This is a genomic window from Streptomyces sp. NPDC060209 (assembly GCF_042728155.1).
In the GTDB taxonomy this organism is placed as follows: Bacteria; Actinomycetota; Actinomycetes; order Streptomycetales; family Streptomycetaceae; genus Streptomyces.
The window spans coordinates 1-23,755 of sequence record NZ_JBHWZS010000119.1 but is presented as its reverse complement, the minus strand read 5'-3'; the positions used below and the strand labels follow the sequence as shown (position 1 = coordinate 23,755).

24 protein-coding genes are annotated in these 23,755 nt (G+C 73.1%); 17 read left to right on the top strand and 7 right to left on the bottom strand.

The window, feature by feature from the left end:
- Positions 1 to 13: 13 nt before the first annotated feature.
- Entirely contained in the window at positions 14 to 193 is a 180-nt protein-coding gene (locus ACFWFI_RS22610) for a hypothetical protein (protein WP_103760328.1), read from the bottom strand.
- Between the two features lie 267 nt (positions 194 to 460).
- Here ACFWFI_RS22610 and ACFWFI_RS22605 point away from each other — a divergent pair, with 267 nt between their 5' ends.
- The 5 genes from ACFWFI_RS22605 to ACFWFI_RS22585 all read left to right on the top strand — a co-directional run bounded on the left by ACFWFI_RS22605 (position 461) and on the right by ACFWFI_RS22585 (position 4,814).
- On the top strand, positions 461 to 1,723 hold the full coding sequence (locus ACFWFI_RS22605; protein WP_387393140.1) for an NYN domain-containing protein: 1,263 nt from the start codon (positions 461 to 463) through the stop codon (positions 1,721 to 1,723).
- Between the two features lie 106 nt (positions 1,724 to 1,829).
- Entirely contained in the window at positions 1,830 to 2,834 is a 1,005-nt protein-coding gene (locus ACFWFI_RS22600) for an ABC transporter ATP-binding protein (RefSeq protein ID WP_387393138.1), read from the top strand.
- Positions 2,835 to 2,889: 55 nt separating this feature from the next.
- The gene (locus ACFWFI_RS22595; protein ID WP_387393135.1) at positions 2,890 to 3,735 is read left to right on the top strand and encodes an ABC transporter permease; all 846 of its coding nucleotides are present in this window, start codon (positions 2,890 to 2,892) and stop codon (positions 3,733 to 3,735) included.
- A gap of 4 nt (positions 3,736 to 3,739) precedes the next feature.
- Complete coding sequence (locus tag ACFWFI_RS22590) at positions 3,740 to 4,504, top strand: ABC transporter permease (RefSeq protein WP_387393132.1); 765 nt, start codon at positions 3,740 to 3,742, stop codon at positions 4,502 to 4,504.
- Between the two features lie 136 nt (positions 4,505 to 4,640).
- A complete protein-coding gene (locus tag ACFWFI_RS22585) occupies positions 4,641 to 4,814 on the top strand; it encodes a hypothetical protein (protein ID WP_387393129.1) in 174 nt (57 codons plus the stop codon).
- 45 nt (positions 4,815 to 4,859) lie between these two features.
- Here ACFWFI_RS22585 and ACFWFI_RS22580 read toward each other — a convergent pair whose 3' ends face one another.
- From ACFWFI_RS22580 to ACFWFI_RS22560, 5 genes are all read right to left on the bottom strand, one after another.
- Positions 4,860 to 5,228 carry a TraR/DksA family transcriptional regulator gene (locus ACFWFI_RS22580; RefSeq protein ID WP_387393126.1) on the bottom strand — a complete coding sequence of 123 codons (369 nt, stop codon included), beginning with the start codon at positions 5,226 to 5,228 and terminating at the stop codon, positions 4,860 to 4,862.
- Between the two features lie 98 nt (positions 5,229 to 5,326).
- A complete protein-coding gene (gene ybaK / locus ACFWFI_RS22575; RefSeq protein WP_387393123.1) occupies positions 5,327 to 5,827 on the bottom strand; it encodes a Cys-tRNA(Pro) deacylase in 501 nt (166 codons plus the stop codon).
- Between the two features lie 16 nt (positions 5,828 to 5,843).
- Positions 5,844 to 6,620, bottom strand: a complete 777-nt coding sequence (locus ACFWFI_RS22570) for an LON peptidase substrate-binding domain-containing protein (RefSeq protein ID WP_387393121.1) — start codon at positions 6,618 to 6,620, stop codon at positions 5,844 to 5,846.
- An 11-nt stretch (positions 6,621 to 6,631) separates the two neighbouring features.
- Positions 6,632 to 7,666, bottom strand: coding sequence for a hypothetical protein (locus tag ACFWFI_RS22565; RefSeq protein WP_387393119.1), 1,035 nt, complete (start codon positions 7,664 to 7,666; stop codon positions 6,632 to 6,634).
- Between the two features lie 222 nt (positions 7,667 to 7,888).
- Positions 7,889 to 9,490: an oxidoreductase gene (locus ACFWFI_RS22560; protein ID WP_387393116.1), complete on the bottom strand. Its 1,602-nt coding sequence runs from the start codon at positions 9,488 to 9,490 to the stop codon at positions 7,889 to 7,891.
- A 163-nt stretch (positions 9,491 to 9,653) separates the two neighbouring features.
- Between ACFWFI_RS22560 and hisD the strand changes: the two genes are divergently transcribed.
- The 9 genes from hisD (at position 9,654) to ACFWFI_RS22515 (ending at position 16,499) form a co-directional block, all read left to right on the top strand.
- Positions 9,654 to 10,976 (top strand): histidinol dehydrogenase, encoded by a 1,323-nt coding sequence (gene hisD / locus ACFWFI_RS22555; protein ID WP_387393114.1) that lies wholly within the window; start codon positions 9,654 to 9,656, stop codon positions 10,974 to 10,976.
- Positions 10,973 to 12,100 carry a histidinol-phosphate transaminase gene (locus tag ACFWFI_RS22550; protein WP_387393111.1) on the top strand — a complete coding sequence of 376 codons (1,128 nt, stop codon included), beginning with the start codon at positions 10,973 to 10,975 and terminating at the stop codon, positions 12,098 to 12,100. The genes hisD and ACFWFI_RS22550 overlap by 4 nt, the downstream gene beginning before the upstream one ends.
- The gene (gene hisB, locus ACFWFI_RS22545; RefSeq protein ID WP_031098999.1) at positions 12,097 to 12,690 is read left to right on the top strand and encodes an imidazoleglycerol-phosphate dehydratase HisB; all 594 of its coding nucleotides are present in this window, start codon (positions 12,097 to 12,099) and stop codon (positions 12,688 to 12,690) included. The genes ACFWFI_RS22550 and hisB overlap by 4 nt, the downstream gene beginning before the upstream one ends.
- Positions 12,687 to 12,854, top strand: coding sequence for a hypothetical protein (locus ACFWFI_RS22540; protein ID WP_187282376.1), 168 nt, complete (start codon positions 12,687 to 12,689; stop codon positions 12,852 to 12,854). The genes hisB and ACFWFI_RS22540 overlap by 4 nt, the downstream gene beginning before the upstream one ends.
- A 9-nt stretch (positions 12,855 to 12,863) precedes the next feature.
- Positions 12,864 to 13,505: an imidazole glycerol phosphate synthase subunit HisH gene (gene hisH / locus ACFWFI_RS22535; protein ID WP_387393108.1), complete on the top strand. Its 642-nt coding sequence runs from the start codon at positions 12,864 to 12,866 to the stop codon at positions 13,503 to 13,505.
- Entirely contained in the window at positions 13,505 to 14,230 is a 726-nt protein-coding gene (priA, locus tag ACFWFI_RS22530) for a bifunctional 1-(5-phosphoribosyl)-5-((5-phosphoribosylamino)methylideneamino)imidazole-4-carboxamide isomerase/phosphoribosylanthranilate isomerase PriA (protein WP_387393105.1), read from the top strand. Before hisH ends, priA begins: the two co-directional genes overlap by 1 nt.
- Positions 14,227 to 14,625 carry a RidA family protein gene (locus ACFWFI_RS22525; RefSeq protein WP_387393102.1) on the top strand — a complete coding sequence of 133 codons (399 nt, stop codon included), beginning with the start codon at positions 14,227 to 14,229 and terminating at the stop codon, positions 14,623 to 14,625. Before priA ends, ACFWFI_RS22525 begins: the two co-directional genes overlap by 4 nt.
- A complete protein-coding gene (hisF, locus tag ACFWFI_RS22520) occupies positions 14,622 to 15,377 on the top strand; it encodes an imidazole glycerol phosphate synthase subunit HisF (RefSeq protein WP_387393100.1) in 756 nt (251 codons plus the stop codon). The genes ACFWFI_RS22525 and hisF overlap by 4 nt, the downstream gene beginning before the upstream one ends.
- A gap of 189 nt (positions 15,378 to 15,566) precedes the next feature.
- Complete coding sequence (locus ACFWFI_RS22515) at positions 15,567 to 16,499, top strand: bis(hydroxyethyl) terephthalate hydrolase (RefSeq protein ID WP_387393097.1); 933 nt, start codon at positions 15,567 to 15,569, stop codon at positions 16,497 to 16,499.
- A 127-nt stretch (positions 16,500 to 16,626) separates the two neighbouring features.
- On the opposite strand, the gene ACFWFI_RS22510 is transcribed toward ACFWFI_RS22515, so the two are convergent.
- Positions 16,627 to 17,400 (bottom strand): alpha/beta fold hydrolase, encoded by a 774-nt coding sequence (locus ACFWFI_RS22510; RefSeq protein ID WP_387393094.1) that lies wholly within the window; start codon positions 17,398 to 17,400, stop codon positions 16,627 to 16,629.
- A gap of 160 nt (positions 17,401 to 17,560) precedes the next feature.
- Between ACFWFI_RS22510 and ACFWFI_RS22505 the strand changes: the two genes are divergently transcribed.
- The 3 genes from ACFWFI_RS22505 (at position 17,561) to ACFWFI_RS22495 (ending at position 23,714) form a co-directional block, all read left to right on the top strand.
- Entirely contained in the window at positions 17,561 to 20,362 is a 2,802-nt protein-coding gene (locus ACFWFI_RS22505) for a helix-turn-helix transcriptional regulator (protein ID WP_387393091.1), read from the top strand.
- Positions 20,363 to 20,489: 127 nt separating this feature from the next.
- Positions 20,490 to 21,842 carry a PucR family transcriptional regulator gene (locus ACFWFI_RS22500; protein ID WP_387393088.1) on the top strand — a complete coding sequence of 451 codons (1,353 nt, stop codon included), beginning with the start codon at positions 20,490 to 20,492 and terminating at the stop codon, positions 21,840 to 21,842.
- Positions 21,843 to 22,112: 270 nt separating this feature from the next.
- Positions 22,113 to 23,714 (top strand): sodium/solute symporter, encoded by a 1,602-nt coding sequence (locus tag ACFWFI_RS22495; protein ID WP_387393085.1) that lies wholly within the window; start codon positions 22,113 to 22,115, stop codon positions 23,712 to 23,714.
- Positions 23,715 to 23,755 lie beyond the last annotated feature (41 nt).

The following is a 23,755-nucleotide window of genomic DNA, read 5'->3' as shown; positions in this document are numbered from 1 at the left end:
GCTACGCGAGCCGTCAGTTGTGGCCGAAGCGCTTCTGGTGCTTGCGGGCAACGTCGGACGGGCTGCCCTGAGCCTGCGACTGCGGCTGGGTCTGCGACTCGTACGCCGTCGACTTGGCCTCCTCCGCGCCACGCTCGGCGGCGGACGCGCGGTCGTGCTGGCTGCCCTGCTTGCGGTTCTTGTTCTTCGCCATCGTGATTCCTCCTGTGGGAGATCTGGGGTCCAGAACCGCTGTCAGATTCACATAGCACCGCAAAGGCCGCATGTTGGATCATTACCGAGTGTAGTAGGCGGGGTATCATGCGCCGTTTTCGGATCCGCCACGCCGATGATCGAGTTCCGGACCTTAACGCCCGTGCCGTCGGGCAGACTCGAAGGAAACCCTGAGTAAGCGAACCCCGGGTCGGCGGACCCACCCCCCATGTCCGGGCCCGCTGATCCGCTCCCGAACTGGAAGAGGGTGGAACGCGTGGACCGTTGCGTCGTCCTGGTGGACGCCGGCTACTTGCTGGGCGCAGCCGCGAGCCTGCTGGCAGGAGAGCCCGCCCGTTCCCGCATCACCGTCGACCACGCCGCCCTGATCCAGGGCCTGCGCGAGCGCGCCGAGGCCGATACGGAACAGCCGCTGCTGCGCATCTACTGGTTCGACGGCGCCCCCGACCGCGTACCGCAGCCCGAGCACCGCAGGCTGCGGGTCATGCCCCGGGTGACCGTTCGGCTGGGCGCCCTCACCCGCAGTGACGGACGGTGGGCGCAGAAGGGCGTCGACGCGGCCATGCACGCCGAGCTGACCGAGCTGGCCAGGAACCGGGCCTGCTCCGATGTGGTGCTCGTGACCGGTGACGGCGATCTGCTGCCCGGTCTCATGTCCGCCAAGGAGCACGGCGTCGCCGTCCACCTCTGGGCCGTGCAGGCGGCCGACGGCGACTACAACCAGTCCGAGGACCTGGTCGCCGAGGCCGACGAGCGACGGGTGCTCGACCGGGCCTGGATCACCAAGGCCGTACGGGCCAAGGAGACGGGCGGGGTCTGCGCGCCCCCGCCGGTCCCGCGCCCCGAGATCGCCGCGATCCTCTCCGCGCCGCTGCCCGAGGCCGCACTCGCGGCCTCCGCCGAGCGGGCGTCGGAGGCCCAGGCCGCCGCGGCCCGCAACGGCGGCACCGGCGCACCGGCCGACGAGGCCGCCCCCCACCCGCAGCCGGCGCCCGGCCACAAGGGCGTGCCCACCCCCAAGGACCTGGCGAGCCTGCGCGCGCCGGGCGCACAGGCCGCGCAGCACCCCGTACCGCAGCCCGTCGCCAACGCGACCCTGCGCTGGTCCTCCGACAAGGGCTGGGTGGAGCGCGGAGGGCCGCTCGGCGAGCCGGCCGAGACCGCGTCCCTGCCGACCCTGGCCCAGCTCACCAGTGCGGAACAGCGCTGGGCGGACCGGGAGGAGGACATCACCACCGTAGGAGGTGACCCCTTCGAGGTCGGCCAGGTCTTCGCCCGGCGCTGGATGGAGCGGCTGCCGGAGACGGTCCACCTGCAGAAGCTGTCCACCATGTACCCCCGCATCCCGCACCGCATCGACGGCGAACTCCTGAGGTACGCGGCCCGCTTCGGGCTCCTCGCGCACAAGGACGACCAGATCGACGAGCACGACCGCTATGCCATCCGGGCGGGGTTCTGGCGCGAGATCGACGTACGGGCCGCCGCCGAGCACGTCCCCGCGGGGGAGTGAGCGGGTCGGCACTGCCCGGCCCCGGACGCAATACGGGGCATCCGACCCCGTAGTCTCATACCTCGTGAGTACGGGCACAGCACAGGCTACGGGCGCAGCGCAGGCCATGGGCACGGCACAGGAACAGTCCGTGTGCGCGGTGCGTGATCTGGTCAAGACCTACCCCGCCGTCCGCGGCCGACGCGGCCGAGCAGCCACTCCCGAGGTGCGCGCCACCGACGGGGTATCCCTCGATGTCCGGCGCGGCGAGATCTTCGGACTTCTCGGTCCCAACGGTGCGGGCAAGTCCACACTCGTACGTCAGCTCACCGGACTGATGCGCCCGGATTCCGGGAGCGTCGAGGTGCTGGGACACGACCTCGTGCGCCATCCCGAGCGGGCCTCGCGGCTCGTCGGCTACCTCGGCCAGGAGTCCACCGCCCTCGACGAGCTGACCGTGTCGCTCGCCGCGGAGACCACCGGGCGCCTCAGGGGCCTGCCGCTCCGGGTGGCGCGCGCCGCGCGTGACGACGTACTGGAGGAGCTCGGAATCACGGAGCTCGCCGGGCGCCCGCTCAAGAAGCTGTCGGGCGGACAGCGGCGGCTCGCCTGTTTCGCCGCGACGCTGGTCGGTGAGCGCCCCGTGCTGGTGCTGGACGAGCCGACGACCGGTATGGACCCCGTCGCCCGGCGCTCCGTCTGGTCCGCCGTCGACCGGCGGCGGGCCGAGCACGGGGCGACGGTGCTGCTCGTGACCCACAACGTCATCGAGGCCGAGACGGTCCTGGACCGGGTGGCCGTCATGGAACGCGGCAAGGTCATCGCCTGCGACACCCCGGCCGGGCTCAAGGAACGGGTGGCCGGTGAGGTCCGGGTCGAGCTGGTGTGGCGCGAGCGCGCGCCGCTGGACGTCCCGGAGGTGGCCGCGCTCCGCGAGTCCGCGCAGGAGTCCGGGCGCAGGTGGGTGCTGCGGCTCGGACCCGACGAGGCGCGGGCAGCGGTTGCCGCGGTGACCGGCGGGGCGGCTTTCTCCTCGCTCGACGACTTCACGCTGGCCACGCCCAGCCTCGAGGACGTCTATCTGGCGCTCGGCGGGGACGCTGCCAGGGCCGAGGGGCTGGTGAAGGCGTGATCAGGACGGTGAACGTGTCGGGATTCGTGTCGGAGTCGAACGGGAGCACTGCCAGGTGACGAGCATCGTTCCCACGGATTCCGCGAAGGTGACGCCGAAGGTGCGGACCTCCGGCGTACGGAACGGCCGGCCCGCCCGCACCGCCCCCGCGGCGCTGGCACCGCGGGCCAGGCTGCTGCCGTCACTGGCCGCCGTGTACCGGGCGCAGTTGTCGCGGGCGAGGGTCGCGCGCATCCCGCTGCTGTTCGTCGCGACCTTCCAGTCGGTCGGGATCATGGTGCTGATGCGCGGGGTCGTCGACGGCGGCTCGGAGGCACGGTCCGTCGTCGCCGGGTCCAGCGTGCTGGTCGTGGCCTTCGTCGCGCTCAATCTGCTCGCCCAGTACTTCGGCCAGCTCCGGGCCGGCGGCGGGCTCGACCACTACGCGACCCTGCCGGTGCCGCCCGCCGCGGTGGTGCTGGGTGCGGCGGGGGCGTACGCCTCGTTCACCGTGCCCGGCACGATCGTCACCGCGGTGGCGGGCAGTGCGCTGTTCGGTCTTCCGATGACGCATCTGTGGGTGCTCGTCGCGGTCATCCCGCTCTCCGGGGCCGCGCTCTCCGGACTGGGCGCCGCGCTGGGGCTGCTGGCGCCGAGGCAGGAGCTCGCGACGCTGCTCGGGCAGCTCGGCATGTCGGCCGCGCTGCTCCTGGGCGTGCTGCCGGCCGAGCGGCTGCCCGGGCCCATCGGGTGGGCGCGCGACCTGCTTCCCTCGACCTACGGCGTCGAGGCGCTGTCCCATTCCTTCGACGCCCATCCCGACTGGGCGGTCGTCGCCCTCGACCTCGCGGTGTGCGCGGTGGTCGGCGTGCTCTCGCTGGCCGTGGCCACGTGGGCCTACCGGCGTGCGGCGGTCCGGTGAGGCGGTGATCGTGGCGGCCTGGCACGATGGCACCGTGACCGCACCGTTGACGCCGCCGCACCAGCCCCAGCCGAACGACCCGTGGCAGGCCCCGCCGTCCGGGTCGCATGTCCTGCCCGGTGGGAATCCGGGCGCGGAGGAGCGGCGGGCGGAGCTCCGGCAGAGCGCGGTGATCGCCGCGGTCCTGACGGTCGCGGGTGTCGGCCTCGGGCTGCTCTGGCTGTGGCTGGCGCCACGGGTACCGCTCGTCTCCGACGACACCGCCGTGTTCCTCAAGAACAGCGAGGGCGAGGAGGCCATCGGGGCCGACGGCACGTTCGTGCTGCTGGCACTCGCCTTCGGTCTCGTCTCGGCGGTCGCCGTCTTCCTCTTCCGCCGGCGCGGTGGCATCCCCCTGGTGGTGGGCCTCGCCCTGGGCGGGCTGCTCGCCTCCCTGCTGGCGTGGGGAATCGGCACCTGGTTCGGGCCGACGTCCGATGTGGTGGCCCACGCCAAGGAGGTCGGCAAGGGGGTCACCTTCGACGCGCCGCTGAAGCTGCACGCGGTGGGGGCGGCGATGCTCGCCTGGCCCATCGCGGCGATGATCGTCCACCTGGGGCTGACGGCTCTGTTCGGGCCGCGTGATCCCGAGCCGGAGTGGGAGGTCCCGTACGGGGCACCGCACGCCGAACCGGGGACCGGGAGCGCGTTCGGGCCGGCCGGTATCGCCGACGAGCCGGGAGCCGAGGGCGGCCGGCCGTCGGACGGGCCGGGCCCGGGGCGGCCGTAGCCCAGTCCCGGAGCCGGCCGTCCTCCGGCGTCGTCGGGTACTTCTCCCGCTTACGGCCCGTGCCGATTTCCCCAGGGCCGTTTCCGTCCCGGGGTCAGGGGCAGGCGAGTGGGTGAGCACCTACGAAAGGACCGACATGAGCGCCGGAGAGAAGACCAAGGCCAAGACCGAGCAGATCGTCGGGAAGGCCGTACGCAAGGTGGCCCACGCGGTCGGCGACGACACCACCGCGGCCAAGGGAGCGGCCCTGGAGGCCCGGGGCAAGGGCCGGGACACCAAGGAGAAGTCGAAGGACACCTTCAAGCACTGACCGCACGCCGGCGGTAGAGGCTTCCCCGGACCGGCGCGGCCAGGGTCAGCGGGTTGTGCCCGCGGCGCACCGCACACAGGTCGTCGCTGCCGGACGTACCTCCAGACGGCCCGGTGGGATCGGCTCACGGCACCGCTCGCAGCGGCCGTAGTCGCCCCGCTCCAGCCGCTCCAGCGCCCGGTCCACCTCATCCAGGTGGTTCCGCGCCTGAGCCAGCAGCGAGGCGACATGGGCCCGCTCGAAGGCGGTGCTCGCTCCCTCCGGGTCGTGCTCGTCGTCGACCGCCACCAGTGCGTTCGCCTCGACGATTCCGTCGAAATCGCTGTGCAGAGCCGCGACACGGGCTTCCGTGTCGCGGCGCTCTGCCTCCAGCCGCTCGCGGACGGTGGCGCGGTCACCCGGTCCGGCACGCACAGCGGGACAAAAGTCGTTCACCTGTGTGGTAACGGCCGCGCCCGGGGTCCGCATTCCGCACGTCCCCCACGCCGGCCGTGCCACGCGGACGCTTCCCGCTACTGCCGGCCGATCGGGGCCAGGGACGCTTCCGTCAGGGTGGCCAGGTCCGAGGGGGAGAGCTCGACCTCCAGGCCCCGGCGGCCCGCCGAGACGCAGATCGTGGGATGCGACCCGGCCGACGCGTCCAGCACCGTGCGCAGGCGTCTGCGCTGGCCCAGGGGAGAGATGCCGCCCCTCACGTAGCCCGTGGTGCGCTCCGCCGCGGTCGGGTCCGCCATGGCCGCCCGCTTGCCGCCCACCGCCGATGCCAGAGCCTTCAGGTCCAGTGATCCCGCGACGGGGACGACGGCGACGACCAGTTCACCGTCGACGTCGGCGACCAGGGTCTTGAACACCCGGTCGGCCGCGACCCCGAGGGCCTCGGCCGCCTCCTCGCCGTAGGACGGGGACGAGGGGTCGTGGTCGTACGAGTGGACCGTGAACGCGGTACCGGCCGCGGTCAGAGCGACCGTGGCCGGTGTCCCGCCGGGCTGCTGCTTCCTGGACTTCTTCGCCACCGGGCCGGTCCTCGGATCAGTTGGGGTGCGTGGGGTCGCGGGTCAGGTCGATCGCCGGCAGCGACGGCAGGTGCCGGATGACGGCGGTCTCCTTGCGCAGGAGCGCCAGCTCCTCACGCAACCGGGTCGCGGTGTCCGGGGCCTGGAGCAGCCGCTGCTTCGACGGGACGTCGAGCACCGCGGCGGCGGCCACCAGATACGAGACGACGGACGGGTCGTCCGGCAGGTCCGCGCCGGTCGTCAGGGAACGCTCGCTCGCTCCGGCCAGCCGCTTCTGGTAGCTGCGGAAGGCACGCAGGACCCCCTCCGCGAGGGCGCCCGCCTCGTCCGTGGACGATTCCTCACCCTCGGCGGCTCCCGGATCCTCGGGCAGTTCCTCGACCTCGGCCGTCAGGAACGGGCCGCTCGCGTCGACCGAGAGCAGCCGGACCCGGGTGGTGCCGGTCGCCAGGACCTCGTAGCTGCCGTCGGCGCGCTCACGGATCTTCGCCGCGTCCGCGACGCAGCCGACCCGGTGGAAGGTCTGGATGGGATCGGGCCCGAAGCCGTCGCCCGGGGCCCGCTCCGCGGGAGGTGCGTAGGCGACGGTGTCCGGCATCCCGGTGGCCGTCGGGGCGGTCTCGCGGCCGTCGCGGATCGCGACCACCACGAAGCGGCGCGGTTCGTCCTCGTCGATCTCGAGCAGCCCGCGCATCATGGCGCGATAACGCTCCTCGAAGACGTTGAGGGGCAGCACGAGGCCGGGGAACAGCACCGCGTTCAGCGGGAAGAGAGGCAGGCGAGCGGTGGTCACAGCGGCCAAGCCTAATGGCCGCGGCGCCCGCCGTGTTCCGGCCTCCCGCACAGAGGCGTGGAAGAGGCCACCCGGAGCCGGACATCCGCCCGCGCGTCGAGGAATCCCCCGAGTGCCTCCCCGGTCACGGACGCCCACGGGAACGAGGTCGCGTACGGCCCGATCAGCCTGAACTGCTCCAGCGCCTCGGCCGCGCGGCCCCGTGCGACCAGGACGTAGGCGAGGAGGTTGCGCACCTCCGCCGGCCAGGGGTCACCGGCGGGGAATCCGGCCGAGAGCCTGATCGCGAGGTCGGCTGCGGCGTCGACCCGGTCGACCTGCACGGAGTTCGCCCGCGCGGTGGCCTTCTCGTCCCGCAGCAGGGCGAATGCCGCCCGTACGGGGAGCGCCTGCACCAGGGAGTCCCCGGCGGCGTCCTCGGCCGCCCGCTCGGCGAAGTCGAAGCACTCGCGGTGCGAGCCGTACCACTCGGCCGAGAGGTACCGGAGCGCGGCGACATGGCTGCCGTAGTGGTGCGGGCAGCGGCGCACCGCCTGCTCCCACAGCGACTCGAAGACCGTGTGCGGGGCATGCGTGCCCCGGGCGTGGTCGAGCGCGAGCCGCCACGGCACCGGGTCACGGGGGTCGGCCTCGGCCGCCGCCGTGATCAGCGGGCCCACCTCGCGCAGCAGCTCGGCGTGGGCGGGGGACTCCCACGCGCGGCGCACCGCCAGCGCGGCCTTGACGAGCAGCGCGTCCGGGTCGCGCGGGGCGGCGGCCAGCCAGCCGGTGAGCCAGCCGTCGCGGCTGCGCGCGAAGGCGACCAGCCGGGCCAGGGTGCGGTCGCGGGTCTCCCAGTCGGTGGCGTCCCGGGTGGTGGCGAGGAGTTTGGCCGCAGGTTCGAAATCACCAAGGGCCGCCGCCACCAACGCGGGGGAGAGCCGCTCGTCGGGGGCGTCGAGCATCACCGCGTCGTCCGCCGACAGCCCGGCGGACAGCCCGGGGCCGTGCCGGAACGTGCGCGCGGAGCTCAGCAGTGCACGGAGGAAAGCCATGGTGCAGACCATTGAAAAGCCCTGGTGGGGGCGGCGCCAGAGGGGCTCTGTGAAGCTTCTGTAGCGAGTGGAAGGGTTGCCCTGAGCGAGGTCAAGAAAGCGCAAAGGAAGCGTCCGTGGCTGGCTCGATTCCGACCTTCCGTTGCCGATATCCGTCTGCCCTGCCGGACTTCGACCGGCCTTTCGACCACCGCGCCGACAGGGATCCGGGAGGACGGGACGCCGTCCTCCCGGTCAGCCGCGCCGCAGCAGCCGGGACGCGCCCGCCGCCACCGTCGTGGCCAATATCCACCCCAGCAGTACGAGAGCCGCCGCCGTCCACTGCCAGCCCCCCTCCAGCAGCCAGTAGCCGTCCTGCCCGAGATCGATCACCGGCACCAGCAGATCCAGCGCGTACAGCGCGGGATTCCACTGCGGATGCTCGCTCCCCTTGATCGACTCCGGGTGGTACTGCGAGAAGGCCACCGCGCCCGCCGCCCACAGCACCGCCATCCAGACCAGGGCACGCCCGGGCCGGTAGCCGTACGCCACCGTCCAGTCCTGCAGGTAGCCCCAGATCCTTCCCGCGGGCGGTAGCGTCTCGCGCCGGCGCCGCTGCTTGGCCAGCAGCACCTCACGGGCGTCCGCGTCCTCCCCGCAGCTGCGGAGCACCGCCGCGAGGCGCTCGTACGGCTCCGGGACGTACTCCGGGGTCGCGGCCAGCACCCACTCCAGGCGCCGGGACAGCGGGAAATGGCCGTACGGGACGAGGTTCTCGTACACGAAGCCGCCCATGGCCAGGCCGCCCGGGCCCGGCCAGCTGGTCGACACGTCGATCAGCGTCACGACCTTCGCGCCGTTCAGGACGACGCGGCCCTCCCGCGGGCGCTCCGCGTTGAACCGCAGCTCGGGGCTGACGATCCGGCGCAGCGACAGCTCCTCACGGTCGGCGAGCACGAACCGGGCCTTGTGCAGGTCCACCGCGTCCCCGAACCGCCCGTCGTCGAGCCTCACCGCGCCCCGGCACTCGAAGACCTGCGCGCGTGTTCCGCGCGCAGGACCGCCGCCACGCGCGACACCGAACGGGGGAGTGGTGCCCTGGTTCCCCGTGTCGATGCTCACCCAGGCCTCCGTCATGTACAGCGTGCGCTCCACGCTCAGCTGCGGGGCGTTCAGGGCCCGCCGCCCGTCCGTGGCGCGCAGCCGGCTGCCGCGCAGGCTCAGCGAACCGCCGACCTTCGCCCCGCGCAGGCTCAGCTCGCCGCGCGTCTCGATCATCTCGGCCTGCAGATCCTGCGCCACCGACATCCCGTCGCCCACGAAGGCGCGGCCCCGGCGGTCGGGGCCGATACGGATCTGGTTGATCAGCAGGTCCGTGCCGATCTGGGCGTCGGTCAGCCGGATACCGCGCTCGACCCGGCAGCGCGGCAGATGCAGATCGCCCTCCGTGTGCAGCCGGGCCGCGTCCAGCCTCGGCACCGCGCAGCCCACCATCCGCAACGTCGTGAAATGGCACTCGGGCAGCACCACCTCCTGCTCGAAGCGGCAGCCCGTCAGCTCCACGTAGGGCGAGACGCGCCCGCCCGCCAGATCCAGTTTCCCCGTGATGCGGACGCCCCGGAGCTTCAGCGCGGCCACCCGTCCCGGCCGCGCCGCCGGCCCGCTGAGCAGCAGCCGTGCCACCGTCCGGGCGCCGACGCTCCGCTCCGGCCCCCAGCTGTGCGGGGCGAACGGATCGTCGCGCACCGGGTCGTGCGAGCGCAGATCGTAGGTGGTGCCGTTCCGGAAGGACTGCCACATGCCCAGCTCCGCGGCGCTGAGCCCGTCGGGGATCTCGCCGTCCTGCGGTTCGGTCACTGCCTCACCACCTCCGCCCGCGCGGAACGCCCCGCGCTTCGTGCAGTCGTTCTTCCCTCTGTGTGACCACGTGAACGCTAATGGTCAGCTGTGACAGCCGGGACATGTATCAGCCAGTGATACGGGCGACCGGACGCCGGAACCGGTCTGAGAGAATTGCGGTGTGATCTCTCGAATCGATCTGCGCGGCACCGCCCTCCCCGAGGGCGGCGACCTGCGCGACCTGCTGCCCCGTGCCGAGTTCGACGTGGAAGCCGCCCTGGAGACGGTGCGGCCCATCTGCGAGGACGTACGCCATCGTGGCTCCGCGGCAGTGATCGAGTGGGGAGAGAAATTCGACGGCGTGCGCCTCGACTCGATCCGGGTCCCCGCCGACGCGATCACCGGGGCGCTGGAGCGTCTCGATCCCGCCGTGCGGGCGGCGCTCGAGGAGTCCATCCGCCGCGCCCGCCTCGTCCACCGTGAGCAGCGCCGCACCACGCACACCACCCAGGTCGTCCCCGGCGGCACGGTCACCGAGAAGTGGGTGCCCGTCGAGCGCGTCGGGCTGTACGTCCCGGGCGGACGCTCGGTCTACCCGTCCTCCGTCGTGATGAACGTGGTCCCGGCCCAGGAGGCGGGTGTCGAGGGCATCGCCGTCGCGTCCCCGCCCCAGAAGGAGTTCGGCGGCCTCCCGCACCCCACGATCCTCGCCGCCTGCGCCCTGCTCGGCGTGGACGAGGTGTACGCCGCCGGCGGCTCCCAGGCCATCGCGATGTTCGCGTACGGCACCGAGGACTGCCTGCCCGTCAACCTCGTCACCGGCCCCGGCAACATCTACGTCGCCGCCGCCAAGCGTCTCCTCAAGGGCCGCATCGGCATCGACGCCGAGGCCGGTCCCACCGAGATCGCGATCCTCGCCGACGCGAGTGCCGACCCGGTGCACGTCGCCGCCGACCTGATCAGCCAGGCCGAGCACGACCCGATGGCCGCGGCCGTCCTCGTCACCGACTCCGAGGAGCTCGCCGCCGCCACCGAGGCCGAGCTGCGGCCCCAGGTAGCCGCGACCAAGCACGTCACGGACCGGATCGAGCCCGCGCTGGCCGGCCGCCAGTCCGCGATCGTCCTGGTCAACGACCTGGAGGACGGCCTCAAGGTCGTCGACGCGTACGCCGCCGAGCACCTGGAGATCCAGACGGAGAACGCCGCCGCCGTCGCCGACCGGGTACGCAACGCCGGCGCGATCTTCGTCGGCCCCTGGTCGCCCGTCTCCCTCGGCGACTACTGCGCAGGCTCCAACCACGTCCTGCCCACCGGCGGCTGCGCCTGCCACTCCTCGGGCCTGTCCGTGCAGTCCTTCCTGCGTGGCATCCACATCGTCGACTACACCCGCGACGCGCTCGCCGAGGTCACCCACCACGTGGTGACCCTGGCCGAGGCGGAGGACCTCCCCGCCCACGGCGCCGCACTCAAGGCCAGGTTCGGGTGGAAGGTTCCGCAGCAGTGAGCAACGACAGCACCACGCGCAATCCCTGGGACGACCTGCCGATCCGCGACGAACTGCGCGGCCAGTCCCCGTACGGGGCGCCCCAGCTCGACGTACCGGTCCGGCTGAACACCAACGAGAATCCGTACCCGCTGCCCGACGCGCTCGTCGACCGCATCGCCGAGCGGGTCCGCGAGGCCGCACGCGACCTCAACCGCTACCCCGACCGCGACGCCGTGGAGCTCCGCACCGAGCTCGCCCGCTACCTCACCCGCACCGCGGGACACGAGGTCGCCGCCGCCAACGTCTGGGCGGCCAACGGCTCCAACGAGGTCCTCCAGCAGCTGATGCAGACCTTCGGCGGCCCCGGGCGCACCGCGATCGGCTTCGAGCCCTCGTACTCGATGCACGCCCTCATCGCACGTGGCACCGGAACCGGCTGGATCTCCGGACCGCGCAACGAGGACTTCACCATCGACGTCGAGGCCGCGAAGAAGGCCATCGCCGAGCACCGGCCCGAGGTCGTCTTCATCACCTCGCCCAACAACCCCACCGGCACCGCCGTGGACGCCGAGACCGTCCTCGCGCTGTACGACGCCGCCCAGGCCGCCCGGCCCTCGATGGTCGTCGTGGACGAGGCGTACGGCGAATTCAGCCACCACCCCTCGCTGCTCCCACTGATCGAGGGCCGGCCCCACCTGGTGCTCTCGCGCACCATGTCCAAGGCGTTCGGCGCCGCGGGCCTGCGTCTCGGCTACCTCGCGGCGGCCCCGGCCGTCGTCGACGCGGTCCAGCTGGTGCGCCTGCCGTACCACCTGTCCTCCGTCACGCAGGCCACCGCGCTCGCCGCCCTGGAGCACACCGATACGCTGCTCGGGTACGTCGCGCAGCTCAAGAGCGAGCGCGACCGGCTGGTCGACGGACTGCGGGAGCTCGGCTTCGCCGTCACCGACTCGGACGCCAACTTCGTCCAGTTCGGCCGCTTCGCCGACAGCCACATCGCCTGGCAGCAGATCCTCGACCGGGGCGTCCTGGTCCGGGACAACGGCGTACCGGGGTGGCTGCGGGTCTCCGCGGGAACCCCGGCAGAGAACGACGCGTTCCTCGATGCGGTGCGCGAACTGAAGAAGGAGCACGACGCATGAGCCGCGTAGGCAGGGTGGAGCGGACCACCAAGGAAACCTCCGTGCTCGTCGAGATCAACCTCGACGGCACCGGCAAGGTCGATGTCGCGACCGGGGTCGGCTTCTACGACCACATGCTCGACCAGCTCGGCCGTCACGGGCTCTTCGACCTCACGGTCAAGACCGAGGGCGACCTGCACATCGACTCGCACCACACCATCGAGGACACCGCCCTCGCGCTCGGCGCCGCCTTCAAGCAGGCGCTCGGCGACAAGGTCGGCATCTACCGCTTCGGCAACTGCACCGTCCCGCTGGACGAGTCGCTCGCCCAGGTCACCGTCGACCTCTCCGGCCGCCCCTACCTGGTGCACACCGAGCCGGAGAAGATGGCGCCGATGATCGGCGAGTACGACACGACGATGACCCGTCACATCCTGGAGTCCTTCGTCGCCCAGGCGCAGATCGCGCTGCACGTCCACGTCCCGTACGGCCGCAACGCCCACCACATCGTGGAGTGCCAGTTCAAGGCACTGGCCCGCGCCCTGCGGTACGCCAGCGAGCACGACCCGCGCGCAGCCGGCATCCTTCCGTCCACGAAGGGCGCCCTGTGACCGGCCTCAACACCGTTCTGATCCTCGTCGGCCTCTTCCTGGCCGGCGGGGTCTACTCCTTCTGGAAGCAGGGCATGCCCAAGGGCGTCGTCGTGCTCCTCGGGATCGGCTCCGTGATGTGCCTGGTAGCGGGCATCATGCGGATCCAGGGACTCTGGGACTGAGGTAGCACTGTGAGCGACAAGAAGAAGGTCGTCGTCTTCGACTACGGCTTCGGCAACGTGCGTTCCGCCGAGCGGGCCCTCGCCCACGTCGGCGGAGACGTGGAGATCACCCGCGACTTCGACACCGCGATGAACGCCGACGGGCTGCTCGTCCCCGGCGTCGGCGCCTTCTCGGCCTGCATGGCGGGTCTGAAGCAGGCGCGCGGTGAATGGATCATCGGCCGCAGGCTGTCCGGCGGCCGTCCCGTCATGGGCATCTGCGTCGGTATGCAGATCCTGTTCGAGCGCGGCATCGAGCACGGCGTCGAGACGGAGGGCCTCGACGAGTGGCCCGGCACCGTCGGACCGCTGAAGGCCGACGTCGTGCCGCACATGGGCTGGAACACCGTCGAATCCCCCGAGGGATCCCAGCTCTTCGCGGGCCTGGACGCCGAGGCCCGCTACTACTTCGTGCACTCCTACGCGGCGCACGACTGGTCCCTCGAAGTGACCAACGACAAGATCCGCGCACCCAAGGTCACTTGGGCCACGCACGGAGAGCGCTTCGTGGCCGCCGTCGAGAACGGCGCACTGTGGGCCACCCAGTTCCACCCCGAGAAGTCCGGCGATGCCGGCGCCCAGCTGCTGACCAACTGGATCGAGACGCTGTAATGCCGAAGCTTGAACTGCTCCCCGCCGTAGACGTACGCGACGGACAGGCCGTCCGCCTCGTGCACGGCGAATCCGGCTCCGAGACCTCCTACGGCTCCCCGCTCGAGGCGGCTCTCGCCTGGCAGAGCTCCGGCGCCGAGTGGCTGCACCTCGTAGACCTGGACGCCGCCTTCGGCACCGGCGACAACCGTGCGCTGATCGCCGAGGTGGCCGGCGCCATGGACATCAAGGTCGAGCTCTCCGGCGGCATCCGCGACGACGCGTCGCTCGCCGCCGCCCTCGCCACCGGCTGCCGCCGGGTCAACCTCGGCACCGCCGCCCTGGAGAGCCCCGAGTGGGTCGCCAAGGTCATCGCCGAGCACGGCGACAAGATCGCCGTCGGTCTCGACGTCCGGGGTACGACGCTGCGCGGCCGCGGCTGGACCCGCGACGGCGGCGACCTCTACGAGACGCTGGCCCGCCTCGACTCCGAGGGCTGCGCCCGCTACGTCGTGACCGACATCGCCAAGGACGGCACGCTGCAGGGCCCCAACCTGGCGCTCCTGCGGGACGTCTGCGCCGCCACCGACAAGCCCGTCGTCGCCTCCGGCGGCGTCTCCTCGCTCGCCGACCTGCGCGCGATCTCCCTGCTCGTCCCGGAAGGCGTCGAGGGAGCCATCGTCGGCAAGGCGCTGTACGCGAAGGCGTTCACCCTCGAGGAGGCCCTCAAGGCGGTCGCCGCATGACGGACTCCGTGCGCCGCGTCTCCTCGGGCGCTCCCTGGGAGGAGAAGTTCGGCTACTCCCGCGCGGTGGAGCTCCCGAGCGGCCTCGTCCTGGTCTCCGGCTGCACGTCGGTGGTCGACGGCCAGATCCTGGCGGGCAGTCCGTACGACCAGGCCGTCGCCTCCTTCCAGGTCGCCTTCGACGCCCTGAAGCAGGTCGGGCTCGGCCGTGAGGACGTCGTCCGCACCCGGATGTACATCACGCACGCCCGGGACGTCGACGAGGTGGGCCGCGCGCACAAGGAACTCTTCGACGACGTCCGCCCCGCCGCTTCCATGATCATCGTGTCCGGCTTCGTCGACCCCTCCCTGGTCGTCGAGGTCGAGGTCGAGGCATACCGGGCAGGTGAGCGATGACTCTCGCCGTACGGGTCATCCCGTGCCTGGACGTCGACAAGGGCCGCGTCGTCAAGGGCGTCAACTTCCAGAACCTGCGCGACGCGGGCGACCCCGTCGAGATGGCGAAGCTGTACGACGCCGAGGGTGCCGACGAGCTGACGTTCCTCGACATCACCGCCTCCAGCGGTGACCGCGAGACGACGTACGACGTGGTGCGCCGCACCGCCGAGCAGGTCTTCATCCCGCTCACCGTCGGCGGCGGGGTCCGCACCCCCGACGACGTCGACAAGCTGCTGCGGGCCGGGGCCGACAAGGTCGGGGTCAACACCGCGGCCATCGCCCGCCCCGAGCTGATCCGCGAGATCGCGGAACGCTTCGGGCGCCAGGTGCTCGTGCTCTCCGTCGACGCGCGGCGCACCCCCGAGGGCACCTTCGAGGTGACGACCCACGGCGGACGCAGGGGCACCGGCATCGACGCCGTCGAGTGGGCGCACCGGGCGGCCGAGCTCGGCGCCGGCGAGATCCTGCTCAACTCGATGGACGCCGACGGCACGAAGGACGGCTACGACACCGAGATGATCGAGGCCGTACGGGCCCATGTCACCGTCCCCGTGATCGCCTCCGGCGGTGCCGGACGGCTGGAGGACTTCGCGCCGGCCGTCGGCGCGGGCGCCGACGCGGTCCTCGCCGCGTCCGTCTTCCACTTCGGTGACCTGCGGATCTCCGAGGTGAAGGGCGCTCTGCGCGAGGCCGGACACCCCGTTCGCTGACCCCGGTCAGGGAGAGAGCCGGGCGCGAAGACCGGCGATCTCGCCGATGTCCGCACGGAGAGCGCGCCGCCAGAGTGGCGCCGTCAGCACATGACGGCGCCACCACGCGGTGCTCCCCCGAAGGCCCCCGGACGACGGGGCCGCCGGCTGCCGCGGTGTGGTTCGCCACAACCGAGAGGATCCCCCCTCGTGCAGCAGCACCTCCCCTCCGGCGACATCTCCCCGCGCCGCCACCGGATGTCCAAGAGCCGCTCCCGCACCGTCAAGCTCGCAGTCGCCGCCGCGGCCGCCACCGCCGGTCTGGTCACGGCGCTGATGCCGGGCGCCCAGGCCGCCGACAATCCGTACGAGCGCGGTCCGGCACCGAGCAACGCCAGTATCGAGGCGAGCCGAGGCTCGTACGCCACGTCCCAGACGACTGTCTCCTCACTGAGTGTCAGTGGGTTCGGCGGCGGGACGATCTACTACCCGACGTCCACCTCGGACGGAACGTTCGGCGCGGTCGTGATCTCGCCCGGCTTCACCGCCTACCAGTCGAGCATCGCCTGGCTGGGGCCGCGCCTGGCCTCGCAGGGCTTCGTCGTCTTCACCATCGACACCAACACGACTTCGGACCAGCCGGCCAGTCGTGGTGACCAGTTGCTGGCCGCGCTGGACTACCTGACCGACGACAGTTCGGTGCGCAGCCGGATCGACTCGTCCCGGCTCGGTGTGATGGGTCACTCCATGGGCGGTGGCGGCACGCTGGAGGCCGCGAAGGACCGTCCGTCGTTGCAGGCGGCGATCCCGCTGACCGGCTGGAACACGGACAAGACCTGGCCCGAGGTGAAGACCCCGACGCTGGTCGTCGGTGCGGACGGCGACACGGTGGCCCCGGTCGCCACGCATTCGGAGCCGTTCTACAACTCGCTGCCGAGTTCGCTGGACAAGGCGTACCTGGAGCTGCGAGGAGCCACCCACTTCACTCCGAACAGCTCGAACACGACGATCGCGAAGTACAGCATCTCGTGGCTGAAGCGCTTCGTCGACAATGACACCCGCTACGAGCAGTTCCTCTGCCCGCTGCCGTCGACCAGCCTGACGATCGCCGAGTACAAGGGCAACTGCCCGCACACCTCCTGACCACGGGGGAGCCGGGGCCGGGCCGCGCGTACCGCGGTCCGGCCCCTTTCCGTCGCCCGGAGCCGACTCCCCGAGCACACCCGCCGCTCCTCGGGGGAGTCGGGCCGCGGGGCCCGCGCCCCGGCGTTCAGCTCCGTGAGAGGAACGCGGCTATGGCCTCGGCGAATCCGGGATCGCGCACGGCCGTCAGATGATCCCCCGGCAGCACGGTCAGCTCCGCCCCCTCGATCGCCGAGGCCAAGACCTCGGGCCGGGTCGCGAGGGGGTCGCTCCCGCCGGCGAGAACCAGCGTCGGGACGACGATCCGGTCCAGCGGCAGCGCGTCCCGGTGCACCGCACGTATCTGTGCTGCCAGCGCCAGCCGGTCGCCGCCCGCGGTGTCGGCCAGTACCCGGAAGGCCCGGGTCCGCTCGGGCGCGTCCGCCGCGTCCTCGGCCGTCAGCGCCGCGGACACCAGCTCGGGAGGCATCACCCGGGTGTCCAGGCCCCCCACCTCCACCGCGCCCGCGCCGATCCCTCCGGCCACCAGGCGGCTGATCCGCCTGTCCTGCGCCGCGGCCAGGACCGCCACCACGGCGCCCATCGAATAGCCCGCGACATGCACCTGGTCCGCGCCGATACGGTCGATGAGCAGACGTACATCACGGGCCATCAGCGACTCGCCGTAGTGCGTGTCGTCGTGCGGCCGGTCCGACTCCCCGTGGCCGCGCGCGTCAAGGGCGTACACCCGTCGTCCCCGTGCGACGAGCGCCTCGACGACGCCGGGGCCCTCCCAGTTCAGCCGGGCGTGCGCGGCGAAGCCGTGCAGCAGCACCACCGGGGGAAGGGCGCTGTCCGGGTCCCGGGACCAGGACCAGTAACGCAGGGTCAAACCGTCGTGTGTACGCAATTCATCTGTCATGCACCGACGTTACGGGCGGCCGCCGCGGAACGGGCCGGGACTGTGCCCCGGCACAGCGCGTACGCCGTTCCGTTGGGAGCCCGCACCGCTCCTGGCCGACCGGGAACTGGGAGCGGACGCGAGCCTTCCGACGCTGTTTACGCGGAAGTAACGTGAGAGCGTGACCCCATCGACGACCGTGCACAGTCCCCTCCGGCTGTACGGCCGCAGCGGTGAACTGGCCATCCTGGAAACCCTGTTGGGACGGCTGCGGGCAGGGGACGGCGGAGCCCTCGTGCTGACCTCGCCGCCCGGCCTCGGCCGTACCGCCCTGCTGCGGCAGGCCGCCGCCCACTACCTCGGAGGGCACGGCGGCCCCGTGCTGTACGCCTCCGCGGCCCCCACCGAACAGCGACTTCCCTACAGCGGGCTGCACGCCCTGCTCTGTTCCGCACCCGGCCCGCTGCCCCTCGCGCCCGACACCATCCTGCGCTCCGGGATCACCCCGGACGGGCTGCTCGGGCTGCTGCGGGGGCTGGGCGCCGAACAGCCCCTGCTGGTCTGCGTGGACGACGCGCACGTCTGGGACCCCGACTCCCGCGCCGCGCTCGGCTTCGCCGCCCGCAGACTCGGCGCGGGCAGCCGGGTCGCGGTCGTGATCGGCGCGGCCGACGAGACCTCCTTCGCCGGACTGCCCGCACTGCGTCTCGGCCCGCTCGACGACGACGCGGCGACCGCGCTCCTGGACCGGCTCACCGACGGCACGGCCGATGTCGACCCCGTCGTACGCAGCGAACTCCTGCGGGAAGCGACCGGTAACCCACGGCTGCTGGCCGGCCTGGTCGGCCGGCTCACCCCCGGCCAGCTGGCCGGGCGGACAGCCCTGCCGTACCCGCTCCCCGGGGGCGAGGGCGTCCTCGACGCCCACGCCGAGCATCTGGACGGGCTGTCGCCCGACACCCACACCCTGCTCCTGCTCGCCGCGGCCGCGGAGGAGCACGAGCCGGACGGCGCGGGCGCCGACGCGGCCCTGCTGCTGCGTGCCGGCGCCCGGGCCGGACTGGCCACCGCCCACCTCGACCGGGTGCTCTTCGCCCCCGCGGGTACCGCCGGAGCCCTCCAACGCGCGGGCAGCCGCGTGCACTTCAGCCACCCGCTGCTGCGCCGAGCGGTCCTGCACCGGGCGCCCCCCGGCCGCCGCCGGGCCGTGCACGAACTGCTCGCAGGACTGCTCGGCGGACCCGGTTCGGCGCCGCTGCCCGCACTCGTCCAGTGGGCCTGCGCCGCGCCCGGGCCGGACGCCGCCCTCGCCGCGCAGCTGGAGAAGGCGGCCACCGCCCCGCGCCCGCACGGCGAACGGTCGGCCGCGCTGGCCCGCGCCGCCGCGCTCTCCACCGACGACACGCTGCGCGCCGCACGGTTCACCGCCGCCGCCGAGCAGGCGCGACTGGCCGGGGACACGGGCCGGGCACGTGCCATGCTGGCCCGTGTCGGCACCCATCTCGCCGGAGGCGCCGCGCCCTATGTGCGCGGCATGCTCGCGCTGCGGGACGGACCGGCCGCCGACGCCCGCGAGGCGCTCCTGACCGCGGCGGAGCTGCTCGCCCCGCACGACCCGCGCCGCACCCTGGACGCCCTGTTCGGCGCCGCGGAGGCCGCGTGGGACATGGGGGACGCCATCGCGTATCTGGACGCCATGAACCGCATCCCCGTCGCTGCGGCCGACCGGTCCATGGCGCAGTACCGCGCCGGGATGTGCGCCGTGCTCGCCGGGCACCCCGACCGGGGCCACGCCCTCCTGCGCTGCTGCCTGGACTCCGCCGACCGCGCCGAGGACGCGGGCGAGCTCCTGAGGGCGGGTGCCTCGGCCCTGGTGCTCGGTGAGGTCGACGCGGCCTGCCGGGCAGGGGCGCGCGCACTGGCCGTCGTACGCACCCGGGGCCCCGAGGCCCTGCTGCCGCACGCCCTGGAGCAGCTCGCGTACGCCGAACTGCGTGCCGGGCAGCACGCCAGAGCCCGGGCCCACGCACTGGAGGGGCTGCACGCGGCCCGGCGTACCGGGCAGCAGAACTCCGCCACTCATCTGCACTCCGTGCTCGCGCTCGCCGCGTCGGTGGAAGGGCCGGCCGAGGCGTGCGCCGCACACGCCGACGCGGCGCTGGCCGGGGCGGGGCCGCACGGGCTGGCCCAGGCGGCCATGCTCGCCACCTGGGCGGTCGCCCGTGCGGACCTGGCGGCCGGGCGGCCGGGCGAAGCGGCGGCCCGGCTCGGTCCGCTGGTCAGGCCGGGGCCCGGGACGGGGCACTTCGCCACCCGGATGCTCGCCGTCCCGTGCTACATCGAGGCGATGGTGCTCTCCGGGCGTGCGGACGAAGGTGCCGGTGAACTCGCGGTGGCTGTCAAGGAGTTCGCCCTGTGGACCGCCCGGACGACCGACCCTCAGGTCCCCGCCCAGCTGGCCCGCTGCCGCGCCCTGCTGGCGCCGCCCGAAGAGGCCGCGGCCCGGTACGAGGAGGCGCTGGCCCACCACGACCGCGCGGGCGGCGACTTCGAGCGCGCCCGCACCCAGCTGCTCCACGGCCAGCTGCTGCGCCGCCTGCGCCGCACCCGCGAGGCCCGCGGCCCGCTGCGCGACGCGCTGGTCGCGTTCGAACGCTGCTCCGCCCGTGTCTGGGCCGAACGGGCGGGAGGGGAGCTGCGGGCCGCCGGGGAAGCGGTCGACGTGCCGGACCAGAGCGGCCCGGGCCCGCTGGCCGGACTCACCCCGCAGCAGCAGCGGATCGCCCGCTGCGTCGCTGAGGGCGCCACCAACCGTGAGGTGGCGGTGCGGCTTTCGGTGAGCCCGCGGACCGTCGACCACCATCTCCGCAACGTCTTCGCCGCCCTCGGTGTCCGGTCCCGGACCGAGCTCGCGCGGCTGCTGGACCGCGGGGGCGGGGCGAGGTTGCAGGACCGTGATGAGAAGAACCGCGCAGACCTCTAGGTACCGACCGGGCGGTATGCCATTCTGCGGTCGTCAGGATCAATCGGTGTGCGCCCGCCCAATGCCGGGCCGGGCACACACCGGGGCCGGCCCAACCGCAGCCGGCCGATTCCCGGTGGAGGCCGCCATGCCACAGGTCGTACGTTCACGGATCAGGGCGCTGCACGGACCGCCCCCCGTAGCACCGTTGCCGCACCGCGTCCGCTCCCTGGCCGACCGTGAGGCCGTAGCCGTGCTTCACCGGGCGGCCAGGGTGCTGCTGGAGGCACTGCCGGAGCTCACGGACCGGCTGGTCGAGGCGCTGCGCGAGCAGGAGCCCGCCTACCGCGCCGCGATGGAGACCGAGCCCACCGAGATCTGGCAGGAGGTCCACCACTCACTGCGGCACAATGTCGCCTCCCTCATCCAGCCCAGGGAATTCCGGGAGGCCGCCCACCGTACGTCCCGGTGGATCGGCGAGAGCCGGGCCGAGCAGGGCGTGCCGCTCGACGCGGTCATGCACGCCTTCCGGATGGGCGGGGCGATGGTCTGGCAGGACCTGGTCGACGACACGGCCCGGCGCCACCCCGAGGACACGCGGCTGCTGGTCCATGTCGCCGCCGACGTCTGGAACTTCGTCGACGAGCACTGCGGCGTGGTGGCGGAGGCGTACCGGCAGGCCGAGCGGCGGCTCTCCTGGCGCCGCGAGAACCAGCAGCGCCTGATGACGGCGGCCCTGCTGGACGGCACCGCCCGGATCGCGGACCTGCCGGACGCCGCGGCGATGCTGGGGCTTCCGGTGCAGGGACGGTACGCGGTACTCGCGGTCGCCGGCGCCCGCCGCGCCCCGCACGGCACCGGGCGCCCGCCACTGGCCCTGGCCGAGGGGACGCCCGCGCTCTGGTACTCGGCGGGGGACGTGGAACTGGCGATCCTGCCGCTGGGGACGCTACCGGTGGCGGTCGAGGCGGCCCCGCGGAGCGACGGCGAGACCGAGAACGCGCCCGCCCCCGAACCCGCTTCGGACTCCGACGGTGAACTGGCCGCGCTCGTGGCCGACCTGACGGCGCCTCCGGGAACCCGGGTCGGCATCAGCTCCGTGGTCGACGGCCTCGCCTCGGTCGGTGACGCGCGGCGCCTCGCCGAGACGGCGCTGCGGGCCTGCCCGGCGTCCGGCGGTACCGTCCTGCTCGACGAGCACCTGCCCACCGCGCTCGTCGTGTCCTCGCCCGGCCTCGGGACGGCACTCGCCGACCGGGTTCTCGGGCCGCTGGACCGGCTGGACCCGGCGGACCGGGACGTGCTCATCGAGACGCTGACCGCGTGGCTCGACTCGGACGGCTCGGCGCAGCGGGCGGGGGCGAGGCTCTACTGCCACCGCAACACGGTGCTCAACCGGCTGCGGCGGTTCGAGCAGCTGACGGGGCGCTGCCTGACGCGGCCCTCGGACGCGGTCGAGGTGTCCCTGGCCCTGGCGGCGCGGCGGCTTCTGACGGACTGAGCACCCCGACTCCCGCCAGGGCGCGGTCAGCCGTGGGCGGCCGGGGCACGGGCGGTCGTCCACGGCGCGGGCGGGCCCCCGGCGCGCCGGGGGCCCCTGGCCGACGGCTCCCGGCCGACGGCGCTGTGCGGACGCACAGTCCTGTGCCGGGCGGGCTGTACCGGCGCCGCGCCCCGCGCCCGCCCCCTGTGCCACGCGCGCCCCGGCTGGTGCCATGGCGCGCATGTCTTCAGCTGACCCTTGCAGAGCCGTACCGGCGGAGCGAATCCGGTGAGCGGCGCGATCGACGCCCGGTCCCTGGCCGTGGTCATCTTCCTCGGCTTCGTCGCCGTGTCCCTGCTGCTGTGCGGACTGGCCGCGGCGGACCAGGACGATCCGGAGCACTTCTACGCCGGCGGCGCCACCCTCGGCCCCGTCGGAGCCGGACTGGCCATCGCCGGGGACTACGTCTCCGCCGCCACGCTGCTCTCCACCACCGGCTCCGTCGCGCTCGCCGGTTTCGACGGTCTGCTGTTCGCCCTGGCGACGGTCGCCTCGCTGGCCCTGGTCATGCGTCTGTTCGCCGAACGGCTGCGCCGCAGGGGTGTGTTCACCCTGGGCGACTTCCTCGCCGACCGGCTCGGCGACGGTGCCGTACGCCGTGCCCTCGGCGTGGCCACCCTCGTCGTGCTGGCCCCGCTGCTGCTCGTACAGCTCACCACCGCCGGGCGCGTCATGACGTCCATGTTCGGGCTGCCCGACGGCGCGCTCACCGGCTGCACCGTGGCCAGCGGCGCGCTGATGGTCTGCTATTCCGCCTTCGGCGGCATGCGCGGCACCGGCTACATCCAGATCCTCAAGGTGGCCGTCGTCCTGGGCGCGGTCACCCTGCTCGCGGGACTCGTCCTCGCACGCTTCGACTGGTCCCCGTTCGCCCTCTTCGACGCCGCGCAGGCAGGCAGCAAGGCGGGCGGCGACTACGCGCGCCCCGGGCTGCAGTTCGGCCACGGACTGGCGGGCGGGCTCGACCTGATCGGCTTCCAGCTCACCCTCCTGCTCGGCGCCGCCTGCATGCCGCACATCATGATGCGGCTCCATCCGATCCGTGACGCCTGGACCGCCCGCCGGGCCGGCATCTGGGCCGTGAGCCCCGTCGCTCTGCTGTGCGTGGGCATCGTCATCGTCGGACTCGGTGCCTCCGCGCTGGTGGGCCGGGACCTGCTGCACGCCGCCGATCCGGCAGGCGGCACCGCCCTGCTGATGGTGACCAGCGCGCTGGACCCCGGTGCGGCCGGACCGCGGGACAGCCCTCTGTTCGCACTCGTGGCCTGCGCCGCGTTCGCCACCACCCTGGCCGCGGTCGCCGGGATCACCCTGGCCGCCGCATCGTCCCTGGCCCGCGACTTCACCGTGAAGTCGGGAGCACAGGGCGAGGGCAAGGCCTCCAGCAGGGAGATCAGGCGGGCGCGCCTGGCCGTCGCCGGGATCGGGGCGCTCGCCGTCCTCCTCTCGGCGTACACCCACGACCGCAACCCCCAGGTGCTGCTCTCCCTGTCGTTCGCGGCGGCGGCCTCGATCCTTCCGCCCGTCCTGCTGTACGCCCTGTTCCGGCCGGGTTTCAACGCCCGCGGGGTGCGGTGGACCGTGTACGGGACCCTTCCGCTGATCGGAATCCTGATGGTCCTGTCACCCGCGTTCTCGGGCACACCCATCGCGCTCTTCCCGGAGTGGGACTTCGACGTCTTCCCGCTCCAGACCCCGGGCCTGGTCACGATCCCGGCCGGATTCCTCCTCGGGCTGCTGGGGTCCGGGCGGGCCACGGACGCCGCCCCCGACGAGCGGCACCGCCACAGGGCCCGCTGGGCGCCCGCGCGAGCCCGCAGCGGCGCCTGAGCGGGCCGGTACGGGCGCGCCGCCGCCCCGTGAAGGCGTAC